Here is a 25,034-nt window from a genome sequence, read left to right on the forward strand (position 1 = left end):
ATAAGTCGATTTTAGTCTGATTTTCCATAAAATTTAATTTACAAGTTGATTTTAGTCGTAATTTTCCTAAAATTTAATCTACAAATGAAATTCAAACCAAAATAAAAAAGCACGTCATAAACAAATGCTTTTTAGAAATTAAGAATTATCCCCAAATCAATCCCAAGGCAATCGTAATCGCCAGAGCCCCATTATAAATCATCAAATTTTGAACAGACAGGATGAAAGTTTCTCTTTTATCCTGTTTTTTCAGGAATTTGTTGACATTTCGGATGATCAAAGGCGAGACCAAACTCATGAGCAGCGTTGTCTTCGGTAGCACACCAGTAATCACACCTACTAGAACAACGAAACAAGCCAAACCATACATACTCACAAACAGCCTCAAAGCATGATGAACACCAATAAAATGCGGCAGAGTCAAACGCCCATTTTTTTCATCTTGCGCCAAATCGCAAATGTTATCTGCCAGCATGACGTTGAAATTCATACAGAAGCACATCATCCCCACCAGGCCAATGGGTATGAGCGTCGCGAAATCGATGTTAAAAGTCAGCAACCATTGATGAAAAGAGGCTGTGAAGAAATTAGCGTCGAATGCGTTGACGTAGATGCCGAAGAAGAAGCCACAAAGTCCTTCAGCAAAACCGGCGAGCACCTCGCCCAACGGAAATCGGGAGAAGGCAAAGGGACCGAAGGTGTAGAAAATAGCGATGATAAAACAAAGCGCACCAATCGGTAAAATCGCAATGTTAGTCGTTAAGACGACACCGATCCCGACGATGAGGTCAATGGCAAGCAACGCCAAACAAATTTTGAGCGCCAAGCTAGGGGCGATATTGCGCGTTGACAGGATGTTTTCGTGGGTTTTGTAGTCTGGATCAAGCGCTTTTTTGTAATCCATCAGATTATTCCAAGCACTGACAAAGAGATTGATCGCGATAAGGCCGATAAAAAATAAAAGTGTTGGCAAAAAATGAAAGCTACCAAAGGTATAAAGCGCGAAAATCACACCGGCAATCGGCGATAATAGTGCGGCGGGTAAGGTCTGAATGCGCGTGAAATTCAGAAAAGTTTTGAAGGTCATTGTTACCTCTATCCTAAAAGACAAAATTTTCTAAAAATTATGTCTGTTTTGTGATATAATATTACTAACTATTATATCAAAAAATAGATAGGAACTGAGTTTCGACTACCTGAATCCTAGGAAAACAGCTGATTTGCTTGCAAGAACTCTATGAGTTTTGGCCGATCTGTCGTTTCTGGCTTCAAAATAGTCGCCTCAATAGCTTAAAAGGAGAATCTAATGCGCGCAATTGTGACAGTTATCGGAAAAGACAAAACAGGTATCGTAGCTGGGGTATCAACACGTTTAACAGAACTTGATGTGAACATCGTCGACATTTCACAAACGATCATGGATGGCTTTTTTACCATGAACATGGTGGTTGAAATTGAAGCAACGGAAGCATTCCCTGAAGTTAAGTCAAATCTTGAAGCCCTAGGTGAAAGCTTGAAAGTTGACATTAAAATCATGAATGAAGCTATTTTTGAGGCCATGCACCAACTTTAATTTTTAGTCGTATGAGACGATTGAAATCACAGAAAGACTATGAGCGGACGTAGTTCGCGAATGACCTCGCTTGGACGGAGCGCAAGCGCAGGTCAAGTTTTAAGATTTCACAAAGTGAAATCGCAGAAAGGTTAATGAAGTGAAACAAAATCAAATTCTTGAAACAATTCGCATGATCGAAGAAGAAAATCTCGATATCCGGACGATTACAATGGGGATTTCCCTTTTGGATTGTATTGACAGTGATATTGATCGTGCCTGTGAAAAGATTTATCAAAAGATTACTACTAAGGCAAAAGATCTTGTGAAAATTGGTGATGAGATTGGTGATGAACTCGGTATTCCGATTATCAATAAACGGGTCAGCGTGACACCAATCGCTATTATCGGTGCGGCAACTGATGCGACTGATTACACACCGTTTGCCCTAGCACTTGACCGTGCAGCAAAAGAAATCGGCATTGACTTCATCGGTGGTTTCACAGCACTCGCCCAAAAAGGCTACCAAAAAGGTGATAAGATCCTCATTGATTCTTTACCCAAAGCGCTTGCGGCAACTGACTATGTTTGTAGCTCAGTCAATGTTGGGTCAACTAAAACAGGGATTAACATGGATGCTGTCCGAGATATCGGGGAAATCATTGTCGAAGCTGCTAAATTAGATGACATGAGCTGTGCTAAACTTGTTGTCTTTGCCAATGCCGTTGAGGACAATCCTTTTATGGCTGGTGCTTTCCATGGTGTTGGTGAAGCTGATGTTGTGATCAACGTTGGTGTTTCAGGACCTGGTGTCGTGAAACGTGCCCTTGAAAAAGTTCGCGGAGAATCATTTGACGTTGTCGCTGAAGTGGTTAAGAAAACGGCTTTCAAAGTTACACGCATGGGACAACTTGTCGGTAAAATGGCGTCAGAGCGCCTAGGTGTCGAGTTTGGGATTGTTGATTTATCGCTTGCCCCAACACCAGCCATTGGTGATTCTGTCGCACGTATCTTAGAAGAAATGGGTCTCGAAATGGTCGGAACTCATGGCACAACAGCAGCCCTCGCACTTTTGAATGACCAAGTCAAAAAAGGTGGCGTCATGGCCTGTAACCAAGTCGGCGGACTTTCAGGTGCTTTCATTCCAGTTTCTGAAGATGAAGGCATGATCGCAGCGGTTAATGCTGGCGTGCTCAATCTTGAAAAACTTGAAGCCATGACCGCCATTTGTAGTGTCGGACTAGACATGATTGCCGTACCAGGCGATACACCTGCTAGCACGATTTCAGCTATGATTGCGGATGAAGCTGCGATTGGCGTGATTAATATGAAGACAACTGCTGTTCGGGTGATTCCTAAAGGTAAGGTTGGCGAACAAATTGAATTCGGTGGACTACTTGGGACAGCGCCTGTCATGCCAGTTCACAAAGAATCATCTGCAGCATTTATCGCACGTGGCGGTCATATCCCAGCGCCAATTCATAGTTTTAAAAACTAAAGACGGTTACCTTGTATTAGGTTATTCTGATCTATCAAGCTTAAAACTGCAACTGCAGTTCTTTAATAAAAGTGGAGAAATCTGCTTTTTTTTGTTAAAATGAGTATAAATGATGTTGATGAGCGCTTACATTTTTTAGAATATCCGTGCTAGAGTTCATAATCAACACTCAGACTGTCGTTGTGGCGTGTGACTTTGAAGCAACGACTCAGCTAGACCTAACTGATCAAAAAACGTTTTTGAAAATGGAGTAGACATATGGTAAATATCTATTTAGTCAGACATGGCAAGACCATGTTTAATACAATCGGCCGTGCCCAAGGCTGGTCAGATACCCCCTTGACACGTGATGGAGAAATCGGCATTACTGAGCTTGGCTTAGGTTTTGCAGCAAAGAATATCAAATTTGATTATGCTTTTTCATCAGATAGCGGTCGCACGATTCAGACGATAAACTTCATTTTGAAGTATTCCGAAAACGAAGGCATCCCTTATGAAATGGACAAGCGCATTCGGGAATGGTGCTTTGGTAGCCTCGATGGTGGGTATGACGGTGAACTTTTTGACGGCGTTTTACCAAGAACCGATGCTTATAAGGGCAAAAGTGCCGAAGAATTGACCTATGAAGACATCGCCAAAGGCCTCCTCGAAGTCGATACAGCAGGTTGGGCGGAGCCTTGGGAAGTACTCAGTAAACGTATTCTCGACGGCTTCTTTGACGCTGCTAAAAAGGCCGAGGCCAATGGTGCAGAAAATATCGTCATCGTCAGCCACGGTATGACGATTGCGACCTTTATCAAACTCCTCGATAGTCGTCGTCCGAAATTTCAAGGGTTAGATAATGGATCAGTGACACACTTAACCTACTCAGATGGTAATTTTTCAATCGGTGAAATTGGGGATATGAGCTACCGAGAATTAGGACGGGAGATTTTAAATGCAGAATGAACACTATCATAGAAGAAGACCACGTAAAAAGCCACGTTATGACCGCCTAATTGGTGTAGCTGTAGTGCTAGTTTTAGCCATTTGTGCGCTTGTCTTTTTAGTTCATACCCTACTTAAAAAAGATACAGCGACACCAACTAAATCTGCAACGACTAGTCAGTCTCAAAAATCGTCAGCTAAGCCTAAAGCATCAACAACAGAAGCTAAAAAAGATAAAAATCTACCTGATAGCAAATCGACAGATTGGGACCTTGTCTTGGTTAATCGTGATCACCCTAAAGATGAAATGAGCCCTGATGTCGTACAGATTGATAATATCTGGGTTGATGCACGAATTTCAGATGCCACAGAAAAATTTTTGGCAGCAGCACAAGCGATCAATCCTGCTGAACATCTGATTTCAGGCTATCGTAGTGTTGCTTATCAAACGACACTCTATGAGCAATACGTTGCGCAAGAAATGGCAGCTGACCCTTCACTTGATCGTGAAGCAGCAGAGAAGAAAGTACAAACTTATTCGCAACCACCGACAAAGTCTGAACATCAGACAGGTTTAGCGATTGATTTATCTGATGTTGATAGTTTAAACGAGTCAACGACTGCTGAACAGGTTGCTGCTATAGCACCTGAATATGGTTTTGTTCTACGCTTCCCTCAAGGTGGTATCACAAGCACTGGTGTCGATTACGAAGACTGGCATTTTCGCTACGTCGGTGTTGCCAACGCTAAATATATGACAGAGCATCATTTGACTTTGGAAGACTATATCAAGTTACTAGATAAAAAATGATCCAATTTCATGATAATGTCACCTGAAAATTATGGTAGAATGGTATTATCTAATGTCAATTTAAAGGTATAGGAGTGCAGGTCCCCATGTTTTCAGGAAAATCATCATCATTTGTCATTTTATCTAGTATTGGTTTATTGATTTATTCAGCTTGGCAGATGATTAATAACATCTTACCCAATTTACAAATATTTAAGATTGTCTATGACACCTTTCTTAAAGCAGTTGATGCTTTCAAGTTACAGTCAAAAGCTTCGATGACCAATGTTCAGTTTTTGATCTATGTGGTCTTGCTTGTTGCCTTTATCTTCTTGTTGACTAAATTTTGGAAGTTTGCCATTTATGCGCTTCTCTTCTTTGTCTTTATCTTGGTTTGTAATTTTGCTTACTATGCCTGGTCAAATGGTGCAACATCAGCAGAGTGGTTCACCTTTATCGTGATGGCAGTCAGCTTTGTCAATGTTTTTCTGACTTCTAAGACAAATGGTCTCATCTAAATATTAGCTTTAAAAAAATGCGTATTTCAAAATTAGCACTCGATGCAAAAGAGTGCTAATTTTTTTGTGTTTTTTCCTTGACAATGAAACAAGAGAATTATATAATTAAAGATGTAGTTAGCACTTGATAACTACGAGTGCTAAAAAAGAGGTGTTCAACATGATTACAAAACGCCAACAACAAATTTTAAATCTGATCATATCGCTTTATACACAAACTCATAAAGCGGTCGGATCAAAAGCTTTGATGACGTCGATTAGTGCCTCTAGTGCCACCATCAGAAATGATATGAAGACGCTAGAAACGCTTGGTTTCATCCAAAAAGAGCACACTTCATCTGGCCGAGTGCCAAGTGTGACAGGTTATAAATACTTCGTTGAAAACTTCTTAAAGCCTGGTAAACTAGACAATAATGACGTTTACCAAGTCATGAAACGTTTCGACGGTGAGTTTTATAAACTAGATGTGCTTTATCAGCAGGCTGCCCAAATCTTGTCAGATATGACAGGTTTCTCAGCCTTCATCTTAAATGTCTCGCTTAAAAATCAGATCCTATCTAAATTTGATATCGTCCAGCTCGATAGTCACTCAGCTATGGCTGTGATGACGCTTGATACTGGTTTGGTCAAAACGATGCAGTTTTCACTGCCAAGGTCAATGACCTTAGACGATTTGACAACCTTCAAATTTATTTCTGATGAACGGCTAGTTGGCAAGCGAATTTTGGACATCCACTATTCCTTATTGACCGAGATTCCGCAGGTCGCACAGAAATATTTTGTTATGACTACAGATGTCTTGCAACTGTTTGATTATGTCTTTTCAGACTTGTTCAAGGAAAACTTGATTTCTGCAGGTCGACAAAACTTATTAGAGTATTCGGATGATGTTGTCTCACTCTACAAGATTTTGATGGACGATGAGGCGATTATTCATGAGATTCGTGATACAGTATCTGATGATGAAATCAGAAGTGTCAAATTTGATTCAAGTTTGACAGAGAATCATCAGATTTCAAAAAACATCACCCTCATGACGCAACAGTTTGTTGTGCCGTATCGAGGTCTAGGTACTTTAGCGCTAATGGGTCCTGTAGATTTAGACTATCAAAAAGTCGTCTCTACCATGGACCTTGTGGCCAAGATTTTAACCATGAAACTGAGTGATTACTATCGTTATCTCGACGGTAATCATTACGAAGTGATATAACATAAATAACAAAAAGGAGATGCAATGTCTAAGAAAAAGCATAAGGAAGACATCGAAAAAGAATTAGCTGAGGAAGTTGAAAACGAAGCGGTTTTGGAAGAAATTGTAGATGACGAAATCGATGAGTTAGCAGTACTTCAAGCTAAGCTAGACGAGATGGAAAATAAATATCTCAAGGCTCATGCGGAGATGCAAAACAATCAGCGTCGTGCCAATGAAGAGCGTCAAACGATTTTGAAATATCGCTCACAAGACTTAGCGCGTAAAATCTTACCAAGTTTGGATAACCTTGAGCGTGCGCTTGCAGTTGAAGGGTTGACAGATGATGTCAAAAAAGGCTTGGAGATGACGCAGGAAAGTTTGCTCAACGCCCTTAAAGAAGAAGGGGTTGTTGAAGTATCAACAGAAGGCGAATTTGATCCTAACTTCCACATGTCAGTTCAAACTGCACCAGCAGACGATGAACATCCAGCTGATACCATTGCTCAAGTCCTCCAAAAAGGTTACCAACTTCACGAACGCAACCTACGCCCTGCAATGGTTGTGGTTTATCAATAATGAATTGTTTGACCGAAATGTCACAAAACTATGAATAAATTAACGAACGCGCGTAGCGCACAAAAAGTTTACGCATCGCGTAAACTTCCCAGATTTTGTTTCTGAAAGTGATGATTTCACTAAATTCCCCCACTTCAGAAAATAAAATCAAAACAAACAAAAAATAAAATAAAAAAAGAAGGTAAAACATTATGTCTAAAATTATCGGTATTGACTTAGGTACAACAAACTCAGCAGTCTCAGTTCTTGAAGGTGGCGAAGCTAAAATCATCGCTAACCCAGAAGGTAACCGTACAACACCATCAGTAGTCGCTTTCAAAAACGGCGAAATTCAAGTTGGTGAAGTTGCCAAACGTCAAGCAGTGACTAACCCAGATACAATCATCTCAATCAAACGTCACATGGGTACTGACTACAAAGTCGAAGCTGGCGGCAAATCTTACACACCACAAGAAATCTCAGCTATGATCCTCCAATACATCAAAGGTTTTGCTGAAGATTACCTTGGTGAAAAAGTTGAAAAAGCTGTCATCACTGTACCTGCTTACTTTAACGATGCCCAACGTCAAGCAACAAAAGATGCTGGTAAAATCGCTGGTCTTGAAGTAGAACGTATCGTCAACGAACCAACAGCAGCAGCACTTGCTTATGGTCTTGATAAAGTTGATAAAGACGAAAAAATCCTTGTCTTTGACCTTGGTGGTGGTACATTCGACGTTTCAGTACTTGAACTTGGCGATGGCGTCTTTGAAGTATTGTCTACTTCTGGTGATAACCACCTTGGTGGTGATGACTTTGACCAAAAAGTTATTGATTACTTGGTCGCACAATTCAAATCTGCTAACGGTATCGACTTAGCTCAAGATAAGATGGCTTTGCAACGTTTGAAAGATGCTGCTGAAAAAGCTAAAAAAGACTTGTCAGGTGTAACATCTACACAAATCTCATTGCCATTTATCACAGCTGGTGAAGCTGGACCGCTCCACTTGGAAGAAACTTTAACACGTGCTAAATTTGACGACTTGACTGCTGACTTAGTAGAACGGACTAAAACACCAGTTCGTAAAGCTTTGTCAGACGCTGGTTTGTCAGCATCTGAAATTGATGAAGTCATCTTAGTTGGTGGTTCAACACGTATTCCTGCGGTTGTTGAAGCAGTTAAAAAAGAAACAAATAAAGAACCAAATAAATCAGTTAACCCTGACGAAGTAGTTGCTATGGGTGCTGCGATCCAAGGTGGTGTCATCACTGGTGACGTTAAAGACGTTGTCTTACTTGACGTCACACCTTTGTCACTTGGTATTGAAACAATGGGTGGTGTCTTCACAAAACTCATCGACCGTAACACAACAATCCCAACATCTAAATCACAAGTCTTCTCAACTGCGGCTGATAACCAACCAGCAGTAGACATTCACGTCCTTCAAGGTGAACGTCCAATGGCAGCTGATAACAAAACGCTTGGTCGTTTCCAACTTTCAGATATCCCTGCTGCACCACGTGGTATCCCACAAATCGAAGTAACATTCGACATTGACAAAAATGGTATCGTATCTGTTAAAGCCAAAGACATGGGTACAAACAAAGAACAAACCATCGTGATCCAATCTAACTCAGGTTTGTCTGATGAAGAAATCGACAAAATGATGAAAGATGCTGAAGCAAATGCTGAAGCGGATGCGAAACGTAAAGAAGAAGTTGACCTTAAAAACGAAGTTGACGCAACAATCTTTGCAACTGAAAAAACAATCAAAGAAACTGAAGGTAAAGGCTTTGACACAGAACGTGACGCTGCTCAAGCGGCACTTGATGAGTTGAAAGCAGCACAAGAAGCTGACAATCTTGAAGATATGAAAGCAAAACTTGAAGCTCTGAACGAAAAAGCACAAGCCTTGGCAGTTAAACTTTACGAACAAGCCGCTGCTGAACAACAAGCTACAGCAGGTGCTGATGCTTCTGGTGATACACCAAAAGACGATAATGTTGTTGATGGTGACTTCGAAGAAGTTAAATAATTGAAACGTAATTAAACGTCATGAAAAAAGGCTGGGACAAAAGTCTCAGTCAGCAAAAGAGAAAAGCAAACTAACCAGTTTACTTTTCTCTTTTTTATTGTTCTGTAGAAAGAATACCGGTTTGATATAGAATCAGCGAATTATTGACCAATTTCGCATTGTTTTGGCAAAAGAATGCCGATTTGGTATAAAACCAGCCAAGTTTTTAGAGTACGTTTGTGCTAGACTTTTTGTATTAAATTGTTGACACATGATAAAAAGTATAGTAAACTTTACGTAAAGTTAACTATACAGGAGGTGTCATATTAATAAAATAAAAGCCTATCGGACAGATTACGGTGTATCCCAAGAAGCCCTGGCTGAAGCGATGGAAGTCACAAGGCAAACAATCATTTCACTTGAGAAAGAAAAATATACGGCATCCTTAAATCTAGCCTATAAATTAGCGCAATATTTTAATACAACGATTGAGGATATCTTTTTCAGCGAGGATGAATAAGGAGTATGATGAAATTAAAGATCAAGAAAAGAAAATTTGAAAGGATGAGGAATTAATGTTTAAATATTTATTTAAGAAAAATATTAAGAAAGATAGCGACTATAAAAAATATCATTTAATTTGGTTTCCGTTAACGGTTATTTTCCTTTTTTTATTTTTATCTGTTATGTATAGGCAAATAAAGGATATAAAAATTTTCTATTCTAGTGCGATTGGTGGAATTTTTCCTATTTTGGGCTATGGTATCTGGTTAGTATGGCTTTTACATAATCCGAAACGCCTGCGAGCGGCGAGACTAAAAATAACAGATGAGCGTCGGAAATTACTAGAACAAGAGGCTTGGGCGCATATTGGTCAATTTTTGCTAGGGGTTGCCACTGTCGTGATGTTTCTTTCAATTGAAAAAGAAGAGATAACGGTCAGTCTGATGCCGTTAGTGTTACTTGTTTATTTGTCAATCGCTTACTATTTTTATAGATTGAGAAAATAATTATTGATATTATCGCTGTAATGGGGATGTTTTTTAAGGATAACCATTCTTACATTGTGGAATATTATGAAAGATATGATAAAATTGAATTGTTATTATAAGTATCTAAAATAATCAGTAGGGGCTGACCTTGTGTGGCGTTGTTAAACAACTAGAGTTAAGAGGAGAGTAGATGTGTTAAAACTAGAAACTATCACAAAAAAATTTGGTGATAAAGTCGCTGTCAATCAGCTTGATATGATCGTCAAACCTGGCGAGATTATGGGGCTGATTGGTCAAAATGGTGCCGGAAAAACGACAACTTTTCGAATGATTTTGGATTTCATCAAACCGGACCAGGGTCAGATTACTTGGCAAGGTGTGCCCATTACCCAGGATATCAAGCAAAAAATAGGCTTTCTACCTGAAGAACGTGGACTTTATCAAAAGTTGACGATTGAAGAGCAAATCTTGTATTTTGCTCAACTCCATGGTATGAAACGAGCTGAAGCACGTGAAGATCTCGTTCGCTGGATGGATAAGCTAGAAATCGTCGGAAAAATCACAGACAAGGTGCAAACCCTGTCCAAAGGTAACGCCCAAAAAGTTCAATTTATTGCGACCTTGATTCACCGTCCTGACTTTTTGATTCTGGATGAACCTTTCAGCGGACTCGATCCAGTTAATACTAGCCTTTTAATGACGGAGATTAAAAATCTCAAGGCAAATGGTGCAGCCATCATTTTCTCTAGTCATAACATGAGCGGGGTTGAGTTACTCAGTGATCAGCTGACCATGCTGAAAAAAGGTAAAGTCGTCTTGCAAGGTGACATATATGGGATTCGGGATAGATTTGGCCGCACCCAAATCTATGTGGAAAGTGATGTATCAGATACGGATTTGGCAGCTATTTCAGGTGTTGAGACAATTGAGAAACAAGGTGCTGGTCGCATGATACATGTCAGTGATGCAGCGGTTGGTCACGAGATTTTCACTAAAGTGACGCAATCTGGTTATGTACAGGCTTTTGTACAAGCCCCACCAACACTCGATGAAATTTTCCGTAAGGAGGTCGCTGAAAATGTTTAAACAAATGAAATTAGTCGCGGGTCAAGTTTACCGCACAAAAATTAAAACACCGACTTTTTGGTTAACGGTACTAACGCCATTGTTATTGCCAATTATAGGTTTAATCATTGGCTTTGTGATTGCTAAAACGAGTGATCATTCACCTGCAAGGCTCGCTGTCGTAGATAACACAGCACTGGTTCAAACACTAAAAACAGGTAAAGTCTTAGATGCTAAAATTTCGGAAGTAGCTGATGTCAAAACTGCCAAGCAAAAGATCTTGGATAAGAAACTAGATGGTTATCTTGTCAAAGAAGATGGCAAATACACCCTGGTTGCGGGAACCGATAGCACAACGAAATTCAATGAAACAACTGTTAAAACAGCGCTTTCGCAAATTGAGCTAGCTGAAAAAGCGAGCCATCTTAAATTGACTACTGAGGAGTTGGTCAGTCTTCAAACACCCGCAAATCTAACCATGAAAACCTTGGGTAAGAAAGGTGAATCTAGTGGTGGTGAAGCTAAAAATGCAGCCAATAATGCTATTTCTGTGCTGATTTCAGTCGTTATCTTCATGTTACTGATGATTTATTCTAATATGTTGGCCCAAGAAATTGCCAATGAAAAATCTAATCGGATTATGGAGACTTTGCTAGCAGCAACCAGCACTAAAGTCCAATATTTTGGTAAAATACTAGGGGTTGGTCTACTCGTTCTAACCCATATCGTATTTTACGTCGTTTTAGGTGTGGTTGCGGCCATTGTTCTAAAAGGCAATCAAATGGTCGAAAGTGCCAAAAGTATGGTCGGTGGCGTCGATATGAGTTTCTTACTCTATGCTGTTTTAATGCTGATAGTGGGTCTCGCGGCTTATCTATTCTTGACAGCGATTACTGCTAGCTTGGTCAATGATCAAAGTCAGGTTCAGCAAGCCATTGCACCGATTTCTTATCTGTCTTTGGTCGGCTACATGGCTGGTATTTTTGGGGCAGAAGTACCCAATAACATTGTGCTTAAGGTGTTGAGTTATTTGCCTTTTGTCTCACCTACCTTCATGCCGAGCCGTTTAGCACTGGAGATATCAACTTCGACAGAGGCTTACATCGCGCTAGCTATACAGCTCATTGCGCTCGTGCTAGTTGCTAAGTTTGGCGAACGCATCTATGCTAAGAATGTCTTGAGTTATTCTGATGAAAAAATCTTTAAGCAGCTCATTCGAAATCTAAAAAAATAAGCTAAAATCCCTGTGACAAACGGGGATTTTTTTCGTATATAAAAGTGAGGTGAAACTATGAACTGGAAAATGCTGTTGGAACGGCTCAAAGAAAATTTAAAACTCGTAATTGGCGTCGGTCTTGTTTTTATTTTGGTCGTCTTCTTTTATTTGAGACCCATGACTAAAGATACAGACGATGCGCTTGCGGTATCTAGTCAATCTAGTATAGCTGCTAAGACTGATCAGTCTGCTGACAAACAGACACCTGACAAACAAAAATCTGAGACGAGCAAGGACATTATGGTTGATATTAAAGGTGCAGTGAAAAAGCCCGCAGTTTATAAAGTATCCAGTCATGCACGGGTAAATGATGTGGTCGCCTTAGCAGGTGGGTTGACCGATCAAGCAGATATCAAATCAATCAATCTAGCTCAGAAGGTAACGGATGAGATGACCATTTATGTTGCAAGTATCGGTGAGGATGTGACAGCATCAGAGGTGAAACAAGCAGAGCAAGGGGAAGCAACGACAACTGATAAAGTCAATATCAACACAGCTGACCTAGCTAAGCTCCAGACACTAAGAGGCGTTGGGGCAAAAAGAGCGCAGGATATCATAGATTACAGGGAGCAAAACGGTCCTTTCAAGACACCAGAAGATTTAGGAAATGTCAAAGGTTTTGGAGAGAAGACAATTGAAAAACTTAAAGAAAGCATTACGGTGGATTAATCTACCATCGATTTTCATCGCCTATTTTTGTGTGCTGATCTACTATACCGTCTTTTGTTTCTCCTATTTACTTTTAGGTTATCTCATCATTTCTTTGCTAATCTTGATCTGGCAAAATGGCATCAGAACTTGTTTAAAGCTCAGCATGATCTTAATTGGGTTTGCAACCATTTGTCTAGCGCTACAAGATCGTGAAGCTAAAGATTTTGCGCGTGAGATGACAGTGACACGGATCAGCCCCATACTGGATACGATTCAGGTGGATGGTGACCAGGTCTCTTTTCGTGGGAAATCGGGCAAACAAACCTATCAAGTCTATTATAGGGTCACGACGGAACAAGAGCAGCGCTACTTTAAGCAATTAGCACAACCAGTCGTCCTATCCATTTCAGGTCAACTAGAAAAAGCGAGTCAACAAAGAAATTTCAATGGCTTTGATTATCAACACCATCTCAAGACACAAAATATCTATCGAGTTTTGACGATTGAACAGGTGACAGGGGTGACAAGAAAACAAACCTTAACCTTAGCGCTCTTACGACGAAAAGCTATTTTGTTTAGTGAGCAACACTTTCCGCGACCTATGTCAGCCTACATGACCGGTTTACTTTTTGGGCATCTCGGTAAAGATTTTGAAGATATGAGCAGTATCTATACCAGCTTAGGCATCATGCACCTCTTTGCGCTATCAGGCATGCAAGTGTCATTTTTTATCGACTTTTTAAGAAAGGGTATGCTCAGACTAGGGTTCAGGAGAGATGTTGTCGATTGGTTTCAAATCCCTTTTTCTGTTTTTTATGCTGGTCTTACAGGATTTTCCATATCTGTCAACAGATCCTTGGTCCAGAAAATCCTAGCTAATTTTGGAATTAAGGCGCTTGACAATTTCAGTCTCACGTTGTTGCTTCTATTTATCACGGCGCCAAAATTCCTTTTAACCACAGGCGGCACCTTGTCTTTACTTTTTGCCTTCGTCATTTCAATCTTTGGTGATCGCTTTGAGAACCTCCCAAAATATCGTAAACTACTAGCAGAAAGTTTAACCCTTTCTCTATGCGTTTTACCGCTCCTCATCCTTTATTTTCACACCTTCCAACCAGTGTCGATCATCTTGACCTTTGTCTTCAGCTTTCTTTTTGATATTCTCTTCCTACCAGGTCTATCCGTCATTTTCTTGCTAGCAATGGTAACAGGCTTCACGCTAACACAAGTCAATCTCATTTTTCAGTGGCTTGAAGACCTTATCAAATTGACAGATAGCTGGTGGCATTATCCGTTAGTACTTGGTAAACCAACAGCCTTGGTCTTTCTGGTGACGCTAGTTGTGACAGTAATTGACCACTGGCGAAATCGAAAAGTTAGTGCTAGGCTGGCAATCATCTTGATGGGCTTATTCTTCATAACTAAAAATCCACCGACTCCTTCGATAACCATGGTGGATGTTGGCCAGGGGGATAGTATTTTCTTACAAGATAAGTTTAATCGACGCAATATTTTAATCGATACAGGTGGCAGGATTGAACTAGGTAAGAAGAAAAAGTGGCAGGAGCGTAAAATTGCAGCACCAGCTGAAAAGACTTTAATTCCTTATTTGAAAAGTCGGGGTGTGGGTCAGATTGATACTTTGGTTCTAACCCATACTCACGAGGACCATATGGGTGACCTACTCGCTGTCATCGACCAAATTAAGGTCAAAAATATCATCGTGAGTCAAGGCAGTCTCAATAATGCCCAATTTGTCAAACTCTTAAAGCAAACCCGAGCTAAGGTTCAAGTGGCTAAGGTCGGTCAACGACTAAAGATTTTTGACAGCTATTTGGAAGTTCTGTATCCATTGACCCCAGGAGATGGTAAAAATAATGACTCGATCGTCTTGTATGGTAAGCTCTATGGGACAAAATTTTTGTTAACAGGTGATTTGGAGGAGACAGGCGAGCGAGAGTTGTTGACACGTTATCCCAATCTCTCAGTTGATGTTTTAAAAGTAGGGCATCATGGCTCAAAAACGTCATCTTCTGAGTCTTTTATTGAAGCGATTCGACCAAAAGTCGGATTGATTTCTTGTGGTTTGGATAATCGGTACGGTCATCCAAATATGGAAACTCTCACAACCTTCCAGAAATATGAGGTTCAAACTTTTCGAACAGATTATCATGGTGCTATAAAATTTAAGAAAAACAGTAAATTTTGGCACATCTCGACAGTAAAGTGATAGAATAGAGGCAATACTCTAGAAAGAGTCAATAGAAAGGATTTGTATGTCGGAAGGGCGTGCAAAGACATATATAATATGGCACTATTAAAAATCGACTACTACTCAGAAATTCTAGGCATGGTGCGCACGGTCAACATGTTGTATCCTGAACCACGTAAGAATCCAGATAAGGATGTTCCGACAACGGATATTCCTGTTCTATACCTGTTGCATGGTATGTCTGGTAATCAGGATTCATGGCTTAATCGTTCAGGTATTGAGCGTATCGTTAGAAGTACGAATTTAGCGGTTGTGATGCCGTCAACAGACTTGGCTTGGTATACCAACACAACTTACGGCGCAAGGTATTATGATGCGATTGTGACTGAATTACCACAAGTCTTGCAAAACTTTCTACCAAATCTATCTACTAAACGTGAGAAGAACTTTATTGCCGGCCTATCTATGGGCGGTTATGGTGCTTTCAAAATTGCACTGGCTTCTAACAAATTTTCTTATGCGGCAAGTTTGTCAGGTGCCATATCTTTTGAAAAAGTCGCAAGAGAAGAGATAGGGAATCTCGCTTATTGGCAAGGTATTTTTGGTGATCTAGATAAATTTGACGAATCGGTTAATTCTGTCCAAAAACTTGCGTCAGATTTCACAAAGACATTTGGAGATGAGAAACCTAAACTTTACGCCTGGTGTGGTCATCAAGATTTTCTCTATCCAGCTAATAATTTTGCGGTCCAAGACTTGAAGAATAAGGACTTTGACATTATTTATGAAACAGCGGATGGGACACATGAATGGTATTATTGGACAAAAATGATGGATCGTGTGCTTGAATTTCTTCCTATAAAATATAATCAAGAAGAGCGTTTATCTTAAAAATGAAAGCTTTTTCGCTTTTTTTCAGAAAATCAGTCCACAGACCTATTTTTTTGTTGACATTTCAGTAAAATAGGACTAGAATTTTACTGTTAAGTAAAAACGTAAGATACTCTTACAAGAAAAATTTACCCAATTTTAAGGAGGACATATTAATGTCATTAGGAATTCTCGCTTTAGGGATTGCAGCACTTGGTGCAGGTATCGGTGAAGGTCTCATCGTTAGTAGTATTTTGAACGCAGTATCTCGTCAACCAGAACTTGAAGGCAAATTGCGTTCATTGATGTTTGTCGGTATCGCATTTATTGAAGGAACTTTCTTTATCACACTTGCTATGACATTCGTCTTGAAATAAGACGGTTCTCAGTTTATACACCAGTAGCTAGCTTGAGACATTACAGAGTAAAGTTTTGCTTTAGTTGCTAATAACGTGTATATATTAGAAAGGAAGTGAGTATTCGTGGAAAAATCTTGGTCTTTTCATCTTGGACCGGTTTATTTTGATGGTGCTGTCCTTGTCATGACTGTTTTAACTTGTGCGATTATCTTTGGCTTTGTCTTTTGGGCAAGTCGTCGGATGACTTTACGACCAAAAGGCAAACAAAATGTATTGGAAGCCATCATTGATTTTGTCAATGGTGTCTCAAAAGACAACTTGGGTGCGACTGAATCACGTCGCTACTCACTTTTCATCTTTGTCCTCTTCATGTTCATCTTTGTTGCCAACAATATTGGTTTGATGACCAAAATTGAAGGGTCAAATGAGTTAACTTACTGGAAATCACCAACAGCAGATGTTGGCGTGACATTGGCTTTATCATTAATGGTATCACTCGTTGCAACATTATCGAGTATTAAGCGTTTCGGCTTTAAAGGCTACATCAAACATGCCTTCTTAACGCCTGCTGCCATGTTACCGATGAACATTATGGAAGAATTTATCAATTTTCTAAGTTTAGCCTTACGTCTATTCGGTAATATTTTTGCTGGTGAAATTGTGATCGGCTTGATTACACGTGTTGGTAATCTTGAAGTGTATCATCTACCACTTGCAATTCTGCTTGAAGTGGCTTGGACGGCGTTCTCGCTCTTTATTGGTGCGCTGCAAGCATACGTTTTTGTCTTGCTATCAACCATGTATATCAATGAAAAAATCGCAAAAGAAGAGTAGAAAGGAGTAGTCATGAGTCCATTTATTTTGTTAGAATCTGCTCCGAGTTCAATGCTAGGCAACATTATTGTGGTCAGCGGTGCCTTTTTAATCTTGCTCGTCTTGATTAAAAAATATGCTTGGGGTGCGATGACATCAATGCTTGATGCACGTGCTAAAAAAATTAATGATGATATTGATGGTGCAGAAAATGCTCGGCTACAAGCTGAGCAATTTGCTGCGGAACGTGAAACTGAATTAGCAGGCTCACGTGATGAAGCCACTAAAATCATCAATAATGCCAAAGACACTGCTGAAGCCAACAAAGCTAAAATCGCTGCAGAAGCTGCAGAAGAAGCACGTCGTGCCAAACAACGTGCCAATGAAGAAATTGAACAATCTAAAAAAGAAGCCATTTCAGGTATCAAAGGTAATGTTGCTGATATTTCAGTCAAAATTGCTGAAAAACTTATCGGTCAAACTTTAGATGCGTCAGCGCAATCAGACTTGATCGATCAGTACTTGGAAAAATTGGGGGAATAAGTATGTCTCTCATTATTGCTCAAAAATATAGTAAAGCTTTACTTGAAGTCGCACAGGAAAGTCAGCAATTAGAAGCTGTCTTAGCCGAAGTAGCTGCTTTTGATCAAGTCATTCAATCGACCGATCTCCAGGCTTTCTTAGTTGATGTGGCTTATTCTGATGACAAGAAACATCAAGTCATTGAGAGTCTGCAAAATGCGTCTTCTGATATTTTCAAGAATTTCTTGACCATCTTGGTTAAGAATCAACGCATGGCATTGTTACCTGTCATCATTAAGGAAATTCGCCACCAAGCTGATAGTTTGTTCAAGATTTCAGATGTTGACGTGACGAGTGCCATTGCGCTATCAGATGCGCAACTCAGCAAACTTGAAACAACAATTAAAAGCAAGTTTGACCTCAATGAAGTCACAATCAAAAATACAGTCGATACCAGTATTTTGGGCGGCGTGATTATCAACGCCCGTGGCAAAATCATCGACGCCAGTATTAAGTCGCAATTGACTAAAATTGCGAAATCTATTATCTAATAGGATACGGAAAAGCGTGCGATATAGTCGCAAACTTCTATATAAAATTAAGGATTTGAGGTACGCTACTTGTGTAGACTTACGAATCACCTATTTTATACAGAAGTTAGCTTGAAGTTAAAATAAGGAGGCGACAATCTTTGGCTTTTAACGCTAATGAAATCAGTTCACTGATTAAACAACAAATTGAAAATTTCACACCTGATTTTTCGGTCGCTGAGACCGGAGTTGTAACATACGTCGGTGATGGGATTGCCCGGGCACATGGTCTTGAAAATGCCATGAGTGGTGAATTGCTTGAGTTCTCAAACGGTTCATACGGTATGGCACAAAACTTGGAGTCAACTGACGTCGGGATTATTGTTCTCGGTGAGTTTGGCAATATCCGAGAAGGCGATACCGTTAAACGGACAGGTAAAATCATGGAAGTCCCTGTTGGTGAAGCGCTGATCGGGCGCGTTGTCAATCCTTTGGGGATTCCAGTCGATGGTCTTGGTGAGATTAAAACGGATAAAACACGTCCGGTTGAATCAGCAGCACCGGGTGTTATGCAACGTAAAAGTGTTGCAGAACCCCTTCAAACAGGTCTTAAAGCGATTGATGCCTTGGTACCAATCGGCCGTGGTCAACGTGAGTTGATCATCGGTGACCGTCAAACAGGTAAAACAACGATTGCGATCGATGCCATCTTGAACCAAAAAGGTCAAGACATGATCTGTATCTACGTGGCGATTGGTCAAAAAGAATCAACCGTCCGGACGCAAGTTGAAACGCTCCGCAAATATGGTGCGCTTGATTACACAATCGTTGTGACTGCCTCTGCATCACAACCGTCACCTTTGCTTTACATCGCGCCTTATGCTGGTGCAGCCATGGGTGAAGAATTCATGTATAACGGCAAACATGTTTTAGTCGTCTATGATGACTTATCAAAGCAAGCCGTTGCCTACCGTGAACTCTCTCTCTTGCTCCGCCGTCCACCAGGTCGTGAAGCCTATCCTGGTGATGTCTTCTACTTGCACTCACGTCTTTTGGAACGTGCAGCCAAACTTTCTGATGAATTAGGTGGTGGTTCTATGACTGCCCTACCATTTATCGAAACGCAAGCAGGTGATATCTCAGCCTACATCGCAACAAACGTTATCTCAATTACCGATGGTCAAATTTTCCTTGAAAATGACCTCTTCTATTCAGGTATTCGTCCAGCCATTGATGCCGGTTCATCCGTATCACGTGTTGGGGGTAGCGCACAAATTAAGGCTATGAAAAAAGTTGCCGGAACGCTTCGTCTTGACTTAGCATCGTTCCGTGAACTAGAAGCCTTTACACAATTTGGATCAGACTTGGATACTGCAACGCAAGCCAAATTGAACCGTGGTCGCAGAACAGTGGAAGTTTTGAAACAACCATTGCATGAACCACTTGCTGTTCAATACCAAGTCTTGATTCTCTATGCTTTGACACATGGTTTCCTTGATACAGTGCCAGTTGATGATATTCTTGCCTTTGAATCACAATTGTTTGATTTCTTTGATGCAAATCATAAAGACTTGCTTGATACAATCGTTACAACTAAAGACCTTCCATCTGAAGACTTATTAGACGCAGCGATTCAAGAATTCAAATCATCGTCAGCATTTAAATGATGAAGCAAAAGGTGTTAAACCGCGGTTAGCTTCGTATGAAAATAGGAAATCTCACGGTTCGGCGCTTGCGCCGGTTCTGTGATTTATCTTTTTCACTAGGAGTTGCGGTTTATAAACTGGATTAAGGAGGTTAGCATGCCAGCTTCGCTAAATGAAATCAAAGTCAGAATTGCATCTACTAAAAAAACAAGTCAGATTACAGGTGCCATGCAAATGGTATCTGCTGCTAAATTGACAAGATCTGAACAAAACGCTAAGAATTTTCAAGTCTATGCCCAAAAAGTTCGGGCGATGACGACCGATTTGATTGGCTCAGAATTATCTGAGGGGTCAAACAATCCGATGTTGATCAAACGACCAGTTAAAAAGACTGGCTACATTGTCATCACATCTGATAAAGGTCTCGTCGGTGGCTATAATTCAACGATTTTGAAGTCTGTCATGCAAATGTTGGCAGATGATCATGACAATCAAGAAGAATATGTCATCATTGCTCTTGGGGGCATGGGTGCAGATTTCTTTAAAGCCCGCGATATCAATGTCTCTTATGAGCTTCGTGGTCTGTCTGATCAGCCAACTTTTGATGAAGTGCGTAAAATTGTCAATAAATCAGTGAGCCTCTATCAAAATGAATTGTTCGATGAGTTGTACGTCTGTTACAACCACCATGTCAATTCTTTGACCAGCCAAGTGCGCGTCGAAAAGATGTTGCCGATTACTGATTTAGACGAAAATGAAGCCACATCACATCATCAAGAATTTGAACTTGAACCAGATCGTGATACCATATTAGAGCAACTTTTGCCCCAGTATGCGGAAAGCATGATTTATGGTAGCATTATCGATGCCAAAACGGCTGAGCACGCTGCAGGTATGGCAGCCATGCAAGCCGCAACAGATAATGCGAAAAATGTGATCAATGATCTGACCATCCAATACAACCGCGCCCGCCAAGCAGCCATTACCCAAGAAATTACGGAAATCGTTGCTGGCGCGAGTGCCTTGGAATAAATAGTCAACTGAATATCTTAATAAAACAGGAGGTAATATGAGCTCTGGTAAAATTTCACAGGTAATCGGACCAGTTGTAGACGTTGAGTTTGCAGGTGGAGAAAATCTTCCTGAAATTAATAATGCGCTGATTGTTTATAAAGACAACGGCGACAATACAAAAACTAAAATCGTGCTAGAAGTAGCGCTTGAGCTTGGTGACGGCGTTGTCCGCACCATTGCCATGGAGTCTACTGATGGTTTGAAACGTGGCCTTGAAGTCCTTGACACAGGTCGCCCAATCAGTGTCCCTGTCGGGAAAGAAACTCTTGGTCGCGTGTTTAACGTAATTGGTGACACAATCGACTTGGAAACACCATTCCCTGAGGATGCGCAACGTAGCCCAATTCACCAAAAAGCACCTGCTTTTGATGAATTGTCTACCTCTAACGAAATCCTTGTCACTGGTATCAAGGTAATCGACTTGCTTGCCCCTTATCTTAAAGGTGGTAAAGTTGGACTTTTCGGTGGTGCCGGTGTTGGTAAAACCGTTTTGATTCAAGAATTGATCCACAACATCGCTCAAGAACATGGTGGTATTTCAGTGTTTACGGGTGTTGGTGAACGGACACGTGAAGGGAATGACCTTTACGGTGAAATGAAAGAATCTGGCGTTATCGAAAAAACTGCCATGGTCTTTGGTCAAATGAATGAGCCACCGGGTGCACGGATGCGTGTTGCTTTGGCAGGTTTGACAATCGCGGAATACTTCCGTGATGTTGAAGGACAAGATGTCCTCTTGTTTATCGACAACATTTTCCGTTTCACACAAGCAGGTTCTGAAGTATCTGCCCTTTTGGGTCGGATGCCATCAGCCGTTGGTTACCAACCGACATTGGCAACAGAAATGGGTCAATTGCAAGAACGGATTACGTCTACTAAAAAAGGTTCAGTTACCTCTATCCAAGCTATCTATGTACCAGCCGATGACTATACTGACCCAGCACCAGCGACAGCCTTTGCCCATTTGGATTCAACGACCAACCTTGAGCGTAAATTGACGCAACAAGGGATTTATCCAGCCGTTGACCCATTGGCATCAAGTTCACGTGCCTTGACACCAGAAATCGTTGGTCAAGAACACTATGAAGTGGCGACAGAAGTTCAACGTGTGCTCCAACGCTACCGTGAATTGCAAGATATCATTGCGATCTTAGGTATGGATGAATTGTCTGACGAAGAAAAGACCCTTGTTGGTCGTGCGCGTCGGATCCAATTCTTCCTGTCACAAAACTTCAACGTGGCGGAACAATTTACCGGTCAACCTGGGTCATATGTACCAGTTGAAGAAACGGTTAAAGGCTTTAAAGACATTCTTGCTGGTCAATACGACAACTTACCTGAGGATGCCTTCCGTGCCGTTGGGCCAATTGAAGATGTTATTGCCAAAGCTAAGAAAATGGGTTACTAAGGAGGTCTGATATGGATTACATGACAGTCCAAGTCATCACGCCTAATGGGATTTGTTACGATCACCATGCCTATTTTATCTTGTTATCAACTGTTGATGGCGAACTTGGGGTCTTGCCTAACATGATCCCAACGATTGCGTCATTGAAAATTGATGAGCTGAAAGTGCGTCGGATTGACGATGAAAAACACGTTGACTGGATTTCCATCAATGGTGGGATCGCCGAAGTCCGTAATAACTTAGTGACGATTGTTGCCGATTCGGCCGAACGTGAACGCGATATCGACGTGACACGTGCCGAACGTGCGAAACGTCGCGCTGAAAGCGAATTGCAAGAAGCTGAAAACAAACGTGATGTGGATGCTGCCAAGCGTGCCGAAGTTGCACTTCACCGTGCGCTTAACCGCTTGCGTGTTTCAAATCACAGATAAATTTATATTATACAAAAAACCTTGTCAGTTGATAAGGTTTTTTTGTGCGGTTTGACAAATGTAAACTTTTTATATAGAATAGGTTTACTATATAATCGAAAGAGTGGCATTTTAGGATGGATTTTACTGCACTTGCTCAGAGAATTTGTAATGGAAAAGGTCAGATAACAAAAGCAGAGTCATTGGCTGTTTTAAATAGTAGGACTGAGTGGTGGGGAATATATGGGGCTGCTTTGATGGTGAAAAATCATTTTTATCAAAATAAGCTGCAGTTAAATGTTCTGATGAATGCCAAAAGTGGATTATGCGCTGAAGACTGTGGTTATTGTGCACAGTCTAAGATTAGTTCAGCTGATATTGAGACTTACGGCTTGTTACCGACTGATATCATCTATAAAAAGGCACTTCTTGCCTACAAAAGGAATGCTACGACATTTTGTATTGCAACAAGTGGTAGTCGGTTGTCTGAGTAGGAAATGCTTGCAGTGTGTGAGGCGATCCAAAAAATTAAGCGGGACTTGCCTTTGGAGATTTGTCTGTCAGTTGGTCTGTCAACCCTTGAACAAATCAACTATTTTAAATCTTGTGGTGTTGATCGTCTGAATCATAACTTGAATACACCTCAGGATAATTATGAAAAAATAGCGACAACGCATACCTATGCGCAAAGAAAAGCTACCTTAGAGATGTTGCAACAAGTTGATATGAATGCTTGTGCAGGCTTTATCTGTGGCATGGGTGAGACAGATGAGCAGTTGATTGATTTGGCTTTTGAGTTGCGTGACTTAACACCGCATGCTGTTCCGATAAATTTTCTAATTCCGATTGAGGGGACAAAGTTTTCAAATGTCCATACTTTGACGCCTCTTAAATGTTTGAAAATTTTGGCTTTGATGCGGTTTATTTTTACTGAAACAGAACTACGTGCGAGCGCTGGGCGAGAATATCATCTTGGAGATTTACAACATTTTGCTCTTTTGATAACAGATTCTTTATTTTTAGGAGATTATTTGACAAGTGGTGGTGATACTGAAAATCAAGATATTACAAAACTTGAGTTGCTAGAAATTGACTATAAAAGAAAAGAGAGGTCAAATCAAGCTCAGGTAATACCTGAACAGAGAATATAAGATAGGCTGAGTAAATTAATAAAAGCTCATCATGTGGTTTAATCACATGATGAGCTTTTTATCTATTTTAGATCTAACCGAAGATTTCGGCTTTGAGACGTTTACCAGTTGGTGTAGCAGCGAGGCCACCTTCTGCGGTTTCACGGAAGGCATTTGGCATGGCTTGACCAACTTGGTACATGGCTTGGATGACTTCATCAGTTGGGATTCTAGACTCAATCCCAGCAAGCGCCATATCGGCAGCAACGAGTGAAAAGCTAGCGCCCATGGCATTGCGTTTGACACAAGGGACTTCGACTAGCCCCGCAACAGGGTCACAGATAAGACCGAGCAGGTTTTTGATGACAAAGGCACAGGCTTGACTGGCCTGATGGGGATTGCCACCAGCAGCCATGACGAGGGCAGCTGATCCCATAGCGGCAGCTGAACCGACTTCAGCCTGACAGCCACCTTCAGCACCAGAAATTGAGGCGTTGTTGGCGATGACGAGACCGAAAGCACCAGCGGTGAATAAAAAGTCCAGTTGTTGTGCTTCAGTCAACTGGAGCTTATCAATAGCGGTGGCGAGAACTGCGGGGACGCAGCCGGCACTACCAGCGGTTGGTGTGGCACAGACGAGACCCATCTGGGCGTTACTTTCGTTGACTGCCATAGCATTTCGTGCGGCAGTCAAAACAGTTGTATCTGATAAGGTGCGACCAGATTTGATATAGCGATCAAGTTTGAGCGCATCGCCACCAGTCAAGCCAGTGCGCGATGTGTTTTCTGTCATGCCATTATCAATCGAGGCCAACATAACCTTGAGATTTTCTGACATAAGGTCAAGAATTTCAGCACGCGACCGACCAGATGTTTCGATTTCGGTCGCAATCATCAATTCAGAGATGGACCCATCAAATTCCTGATCAGCCTGTGTGACTAATTCTTCTATTGTGTAGAACATGGCTACTCCTTTAGCGATTGAGGAACGAAGAGACGAAGAGACGAAGAGCTTAGGGAAGTTGCTAT

25 protein-coding genes and 1 pseudogene are annotated in these 25,034 nt (G+C 40.9%); 24 read left to right on the top strand and 2 right to left on the bottom strand.

The window, feature by feature from the left end; genetic code table 11:
• Nucleotides 1-145 precede the first annotated feature (145 nt).
• Nucleotides 146-1,087 carry a UbiA family prenyltransferase gene (locus LRA01S_RS01900; RefSeq protein ID WP_061773962.1) on the bottom strand — a complete coding sequence of 314 codons (942 nt, stop codon included), beginning with the start codon at nucleotides 1,085-1,087 and terminating at the stop codon, nucleotides 146-148.
• Nucleotides 1,088-1,306: 219 nt separating this feature from the next.
• Between LRA01S_RS01900 and LRA01S_RS01905 the strand changes: the two genes are divergently transcribed.
• The 24 genes and pseudogenes from LRA01S_RS01905 to bioB all read left to right on the top strand — a co-directional run bounded on the left by LRA01S_RS01905 (nucleotide 1,307) and on the right by bioB (nucleotide 24,026).
• Nucleotides 1,307-1,573 (top strand): ACT domain-containing protein, encoded by a 267-nt coding sequence (locus LRA01S_RS01905; protein WP_061773963.1) that lies wholly within the window; start codon nucleotides 1,307-1,309, stop codon nucleotides 1,571-1,573.
• Between the two features lie 139 nt (nucleotides 1,574-1,712).
• A complete protein-coding gene (locus LRA01S_RS01910; protein ID WP_082785349.1) occupies nucleotides 1,713-3,050 on the top strand; it encodes a PFL family protein in 1,338 nt (445 codons plus the stop codon).
• 258 nt (nucleotides 3,051-3,308) lie between these two features.
• Nucleotides 3,309-3,998, top strand: coding sequence for a histidine phosphatase family protein (locus tag LRA01S_RS01915; protein WP_061773964.1), 690 nt, complete (start codon nucleotides 3,309-3,311; stop codon nucleotides 3,996-3,998).
• A complete protein-coding gene (locus LRA01S_RS01920) occupies nucleotides 3,988-4,788 on the top strand; it encodes a M15 family metallopeptidase (protein ID WP_061773965.1) in 801 nt (266 codons plus the stop codon). Before LRA01S_RS01915 ends, LRA01S_RS01920 begins: the two co-directional genes overlap by 11 nt.
• Nucleotides 4,789-4,874: 86 nt before the next feature.
• Entirely contained in the window at nucleotides 4,875-5,285 is a 411-nt protein-coding gene (locus LRA01S_RS01925) for a hypothetical protein (RefSeq protein ID WP_061773966.1), read from the top strand.
• Nucleotides 5,286-5,445: 160 nt separating this feature from the next.
• Nucleotides 5,446-6,495: a heat-inducible transcriptional repressor HrcA gene (gene hrcA, locus LRA01S_RS01930; protein WP_061773967.1), complete on the top strand. Its 1,050-nt coding sequence runs from the start codon at nucleotides 5,446-5,448 to the stop codon at nucleotides 6,493-6,495.
• A gap of 24 nt (nucleotides 6,496-6,519) precedes the next feature.
• A complete protein-coding gene (gene grpE / locus LRA01S_RS01935) occupies nucleotides 6,520-7,053 on the top strand; it encodes a nucleotide exchange factor GrpE (RefSeq protein WP_061773968.1) in 534 nt (177 codons plus the stop codon).
• 191 nt (nucleotides 7,054-7,244) lie between these two features.
• Nucleotides 7,245-9,068, top strand: a complete 1,824-nt coding sequence (dnaK, locus tag LRA01S_RS01940) for a molecular chaperone DnaK (RefSeq protein ID WP_061773969.1) — start codon at nucleotides 7,245-7,247, stop codon at nucleotides 9,066-9,068.
• 304 nt (nucleotides 9,069-9,372) lie between these two features.
• A complete protein-coding gene (locus LRA01S_RS01945) occupies nucleotides 9,373-9,567 on the top strand; it encodes a helix-turn-helix transcriptional regulator (protein WP_061773970.1) in 195 nt (64 codons plus the stop codon).
• Between the two features lie 55 nt (nucleotides 9,568-9,622).
• Nucleotides 9,623-10,057, top strand: a complete 435-nt coding sequence (locus LRA01S_RS01950) for a hypothetical protein (RefSeq protein ID WP_061773971.1) — start codon at nucleotides 9,623-9,625, stop codon at nucleotides 10,055-10,057.
• Between the two features lie 174 nt (nucleotides 10,058-10,231).
• Complete coding sequence (locus LRA01S_RS01955) at nucleotides 10,232-11,125, top strand: ABC transporter ATP-binding protein (RefSeq protein WP_061773972.1); 894 nt, start codon at nucleotides 10,232-10,234, stop codon at nucleotides 11,123-11,125.
• The gene (locus LRA01S_RS01960; protein ID WP_061773973.1) at nucleotides 11,118-12,338 is read left to right on the top strand and encodes an ABC transporter permease; all 1,221 of its coding nucleotides are present in this window, start codon (nucleotides 11,118-11,120) and stop codon (nucleotides 12,336-12,338) included. Before LRA01S_RS01955 ends, LRA01S_RS01960 begins: the two co-directional genes overlap by 8 nt.
• A gap of 57 nt (nucleotides 12,339-12,395) precedes the next feature.
• A complete protein-coding gene (locus LRA01S_RS01965; protein ID WP_061773974.1) occupies nucleotides 12,396-13,049 on the top strand; it encodes a helix-hairpin-helix domain-containing protein in 654 nt (217 codons plus the stop codon).
• Entirely contained in the window at nucleotides 13,015-15,261 is a 2,247-nt protein-coding gene (locus LRA01S_RS01970; protein ID WP_239519162.1) for a DNA internalization-related competence protein ComEC/Rec2, read from the top strand. The genes LRA01S_RS01965 and LRA01S_RS01970 overlap by 35 nt, the downstream gene beginning before the upstream one ends.
• Before the next feature lie 78 nt (nucleotides 15,262-15,339).
• Nucleotides 15,340-16,134, top strand: coding sequence for an alpha/beta hydrolase (locus LRA01S_RS01975; protein ID WP_061773975.1), 795 nt, complete (start codon nucleotides 15,340-15,342; stop codon nucleotides 16,132-16,134).
• Nucleotides 16,135-16,289: 155 nt separating this feature from the next.
• Nucleotides 16,290-16,490, top strand: coding sequence for a F0F1 ATP synthase subunit C (locus tag LRA01S_RS01980; protein ID WP_003140734.1), 201 nt, complete (start codon nucleotides 16,290-16,292; stop codon nucleotides 16,488-16,490).
• Between the two features lie 105 nt (nucleotides 16,491-16,595).
• A complete protein-coding gene (gene atpB / locus LRA01S_RS01985) occupies nucleotides 16,596-17,306 on the top strand; it encodes a F0F1 ATP synthase subunit A (RefSeq protein ID WP_061773976.1) in 711 nt (236 codons plus the stop codon).
• A 12-nt stretch (nucleotides 17,307-17,318) separates the two neighbouring features.
• Nucleotides 17,319-17,828 (top strand): F0F1 ATP synthase subunit B, encoded by a 510-nt coding sequence (gene atpF, locus LRA01S_RS01990; protein WP_061773977.1) that lies wholly within the window; start codon nucleotides 17,319-17,321, stop codon nucleotides 17,826-17,828.
• A 2-nt stretch (nucleotides 17,829-17,830) separates the two neighbouring features.
• Nucleotides 17,831-18,358, top strand: a complete 528-nt coding sequence (locus LRA01S_RS01995; RefSeq protein ID WP_061773978.1) for a F0F1 ATP synthase subunit delta — start codon at nucleotides 17,831-17,833, stop codon at nucleotides 18,356-18,358.
• A gap of 140 nt (nucleotides 18,359-18,498) precedes the next feature.
• On the top strand, nucleotides 18,499-20,004 hold the full coding sequence (atpA, locus tag LRA01S_RS02000; RefSeq protein ID WP_061773979.1) for a F0F1 ATP synthase subunit alpha: 1,506 nt from the start codon (nucleotides 18,499-18,501) through the stop codon (nucleotides 20,002-20,004).
• 135 nt (nucleotides 20,005-20,139) lie between these two features.
• Entirely contained in the window at nucleotides 20,140-21,015 is an 876-nt protein-coding gene (locus LRA01S_RS02005) for a F0F1 ATP synthase subunit gamma (RefSeq protein WP_061773980.1), read from the top strand.
• Between the two features lie 37 nt (nucleotides 21,016-21,052).
• Nucleotides 21,053-22,465, top strand: a complete 1,413-nt coding sequence (gene atpD / locus LRA01S_RS02010; RefSeq protein WP_061773981.1) for a F0F1 ATP synthase subunit beta — start codon at nucleotides 21,053-21,055, stop codon at nucleotides 22,463-22,465.
• 11 nt (nucleotides 22,466-22,476) lie between these two features.
• Nucleotides 22,477-22,896 (top strand): F0F1 ATP synthase subunit epsilon, encoded by a 420-nt coding sequence (locus tag LRA01S_RS02015; RefSeq protein ID WP_061773982.1) that lies wholly within the window; start codon nucleotides 22,477-22,479, stop codon nucleotides 22,894-22,896.
• Nucleotides 22,897-23,012: 116 nt separating this feature from the next.
• Nucleotides 23,013-24,026, top strand: a pseudogene (gene bioB / locus LRA01S_RS11395) (biotin synthase BioB).
• Nucleotides 24,027-24,099: 73 nt separating this feature from the next.
• On the opposite strand, the gene sdaAA reads toward bioB, so the two are convergent.
• Nucleotides 24,100-24,969, bottom strand: a complete 870-nt coding sequence (gene sdaAA, locus LRA01S_RS02025; protein ID WP_061773983.1) for an L-serine ammonia-lyase, iron-sulfur-dependent, subunit alpha — start codon at nucleotides 24,967-24,969, stop codon at nucleotides 24,100-24,102.
• Nucleotides 24,970-25,034: the final 65 nt, after the last annotated feature.

The organism is Pseudolactococcus raffinolactis NBRC 100932 (assembly GCF_001591765.1).
GTDB classification, from domain to species: Bacteria; Bacillota; Bacilli; order Lactobacillales; family Streptococcaceae; genus Pseudolactococcus; species Pseudolactococcus raffinolactis.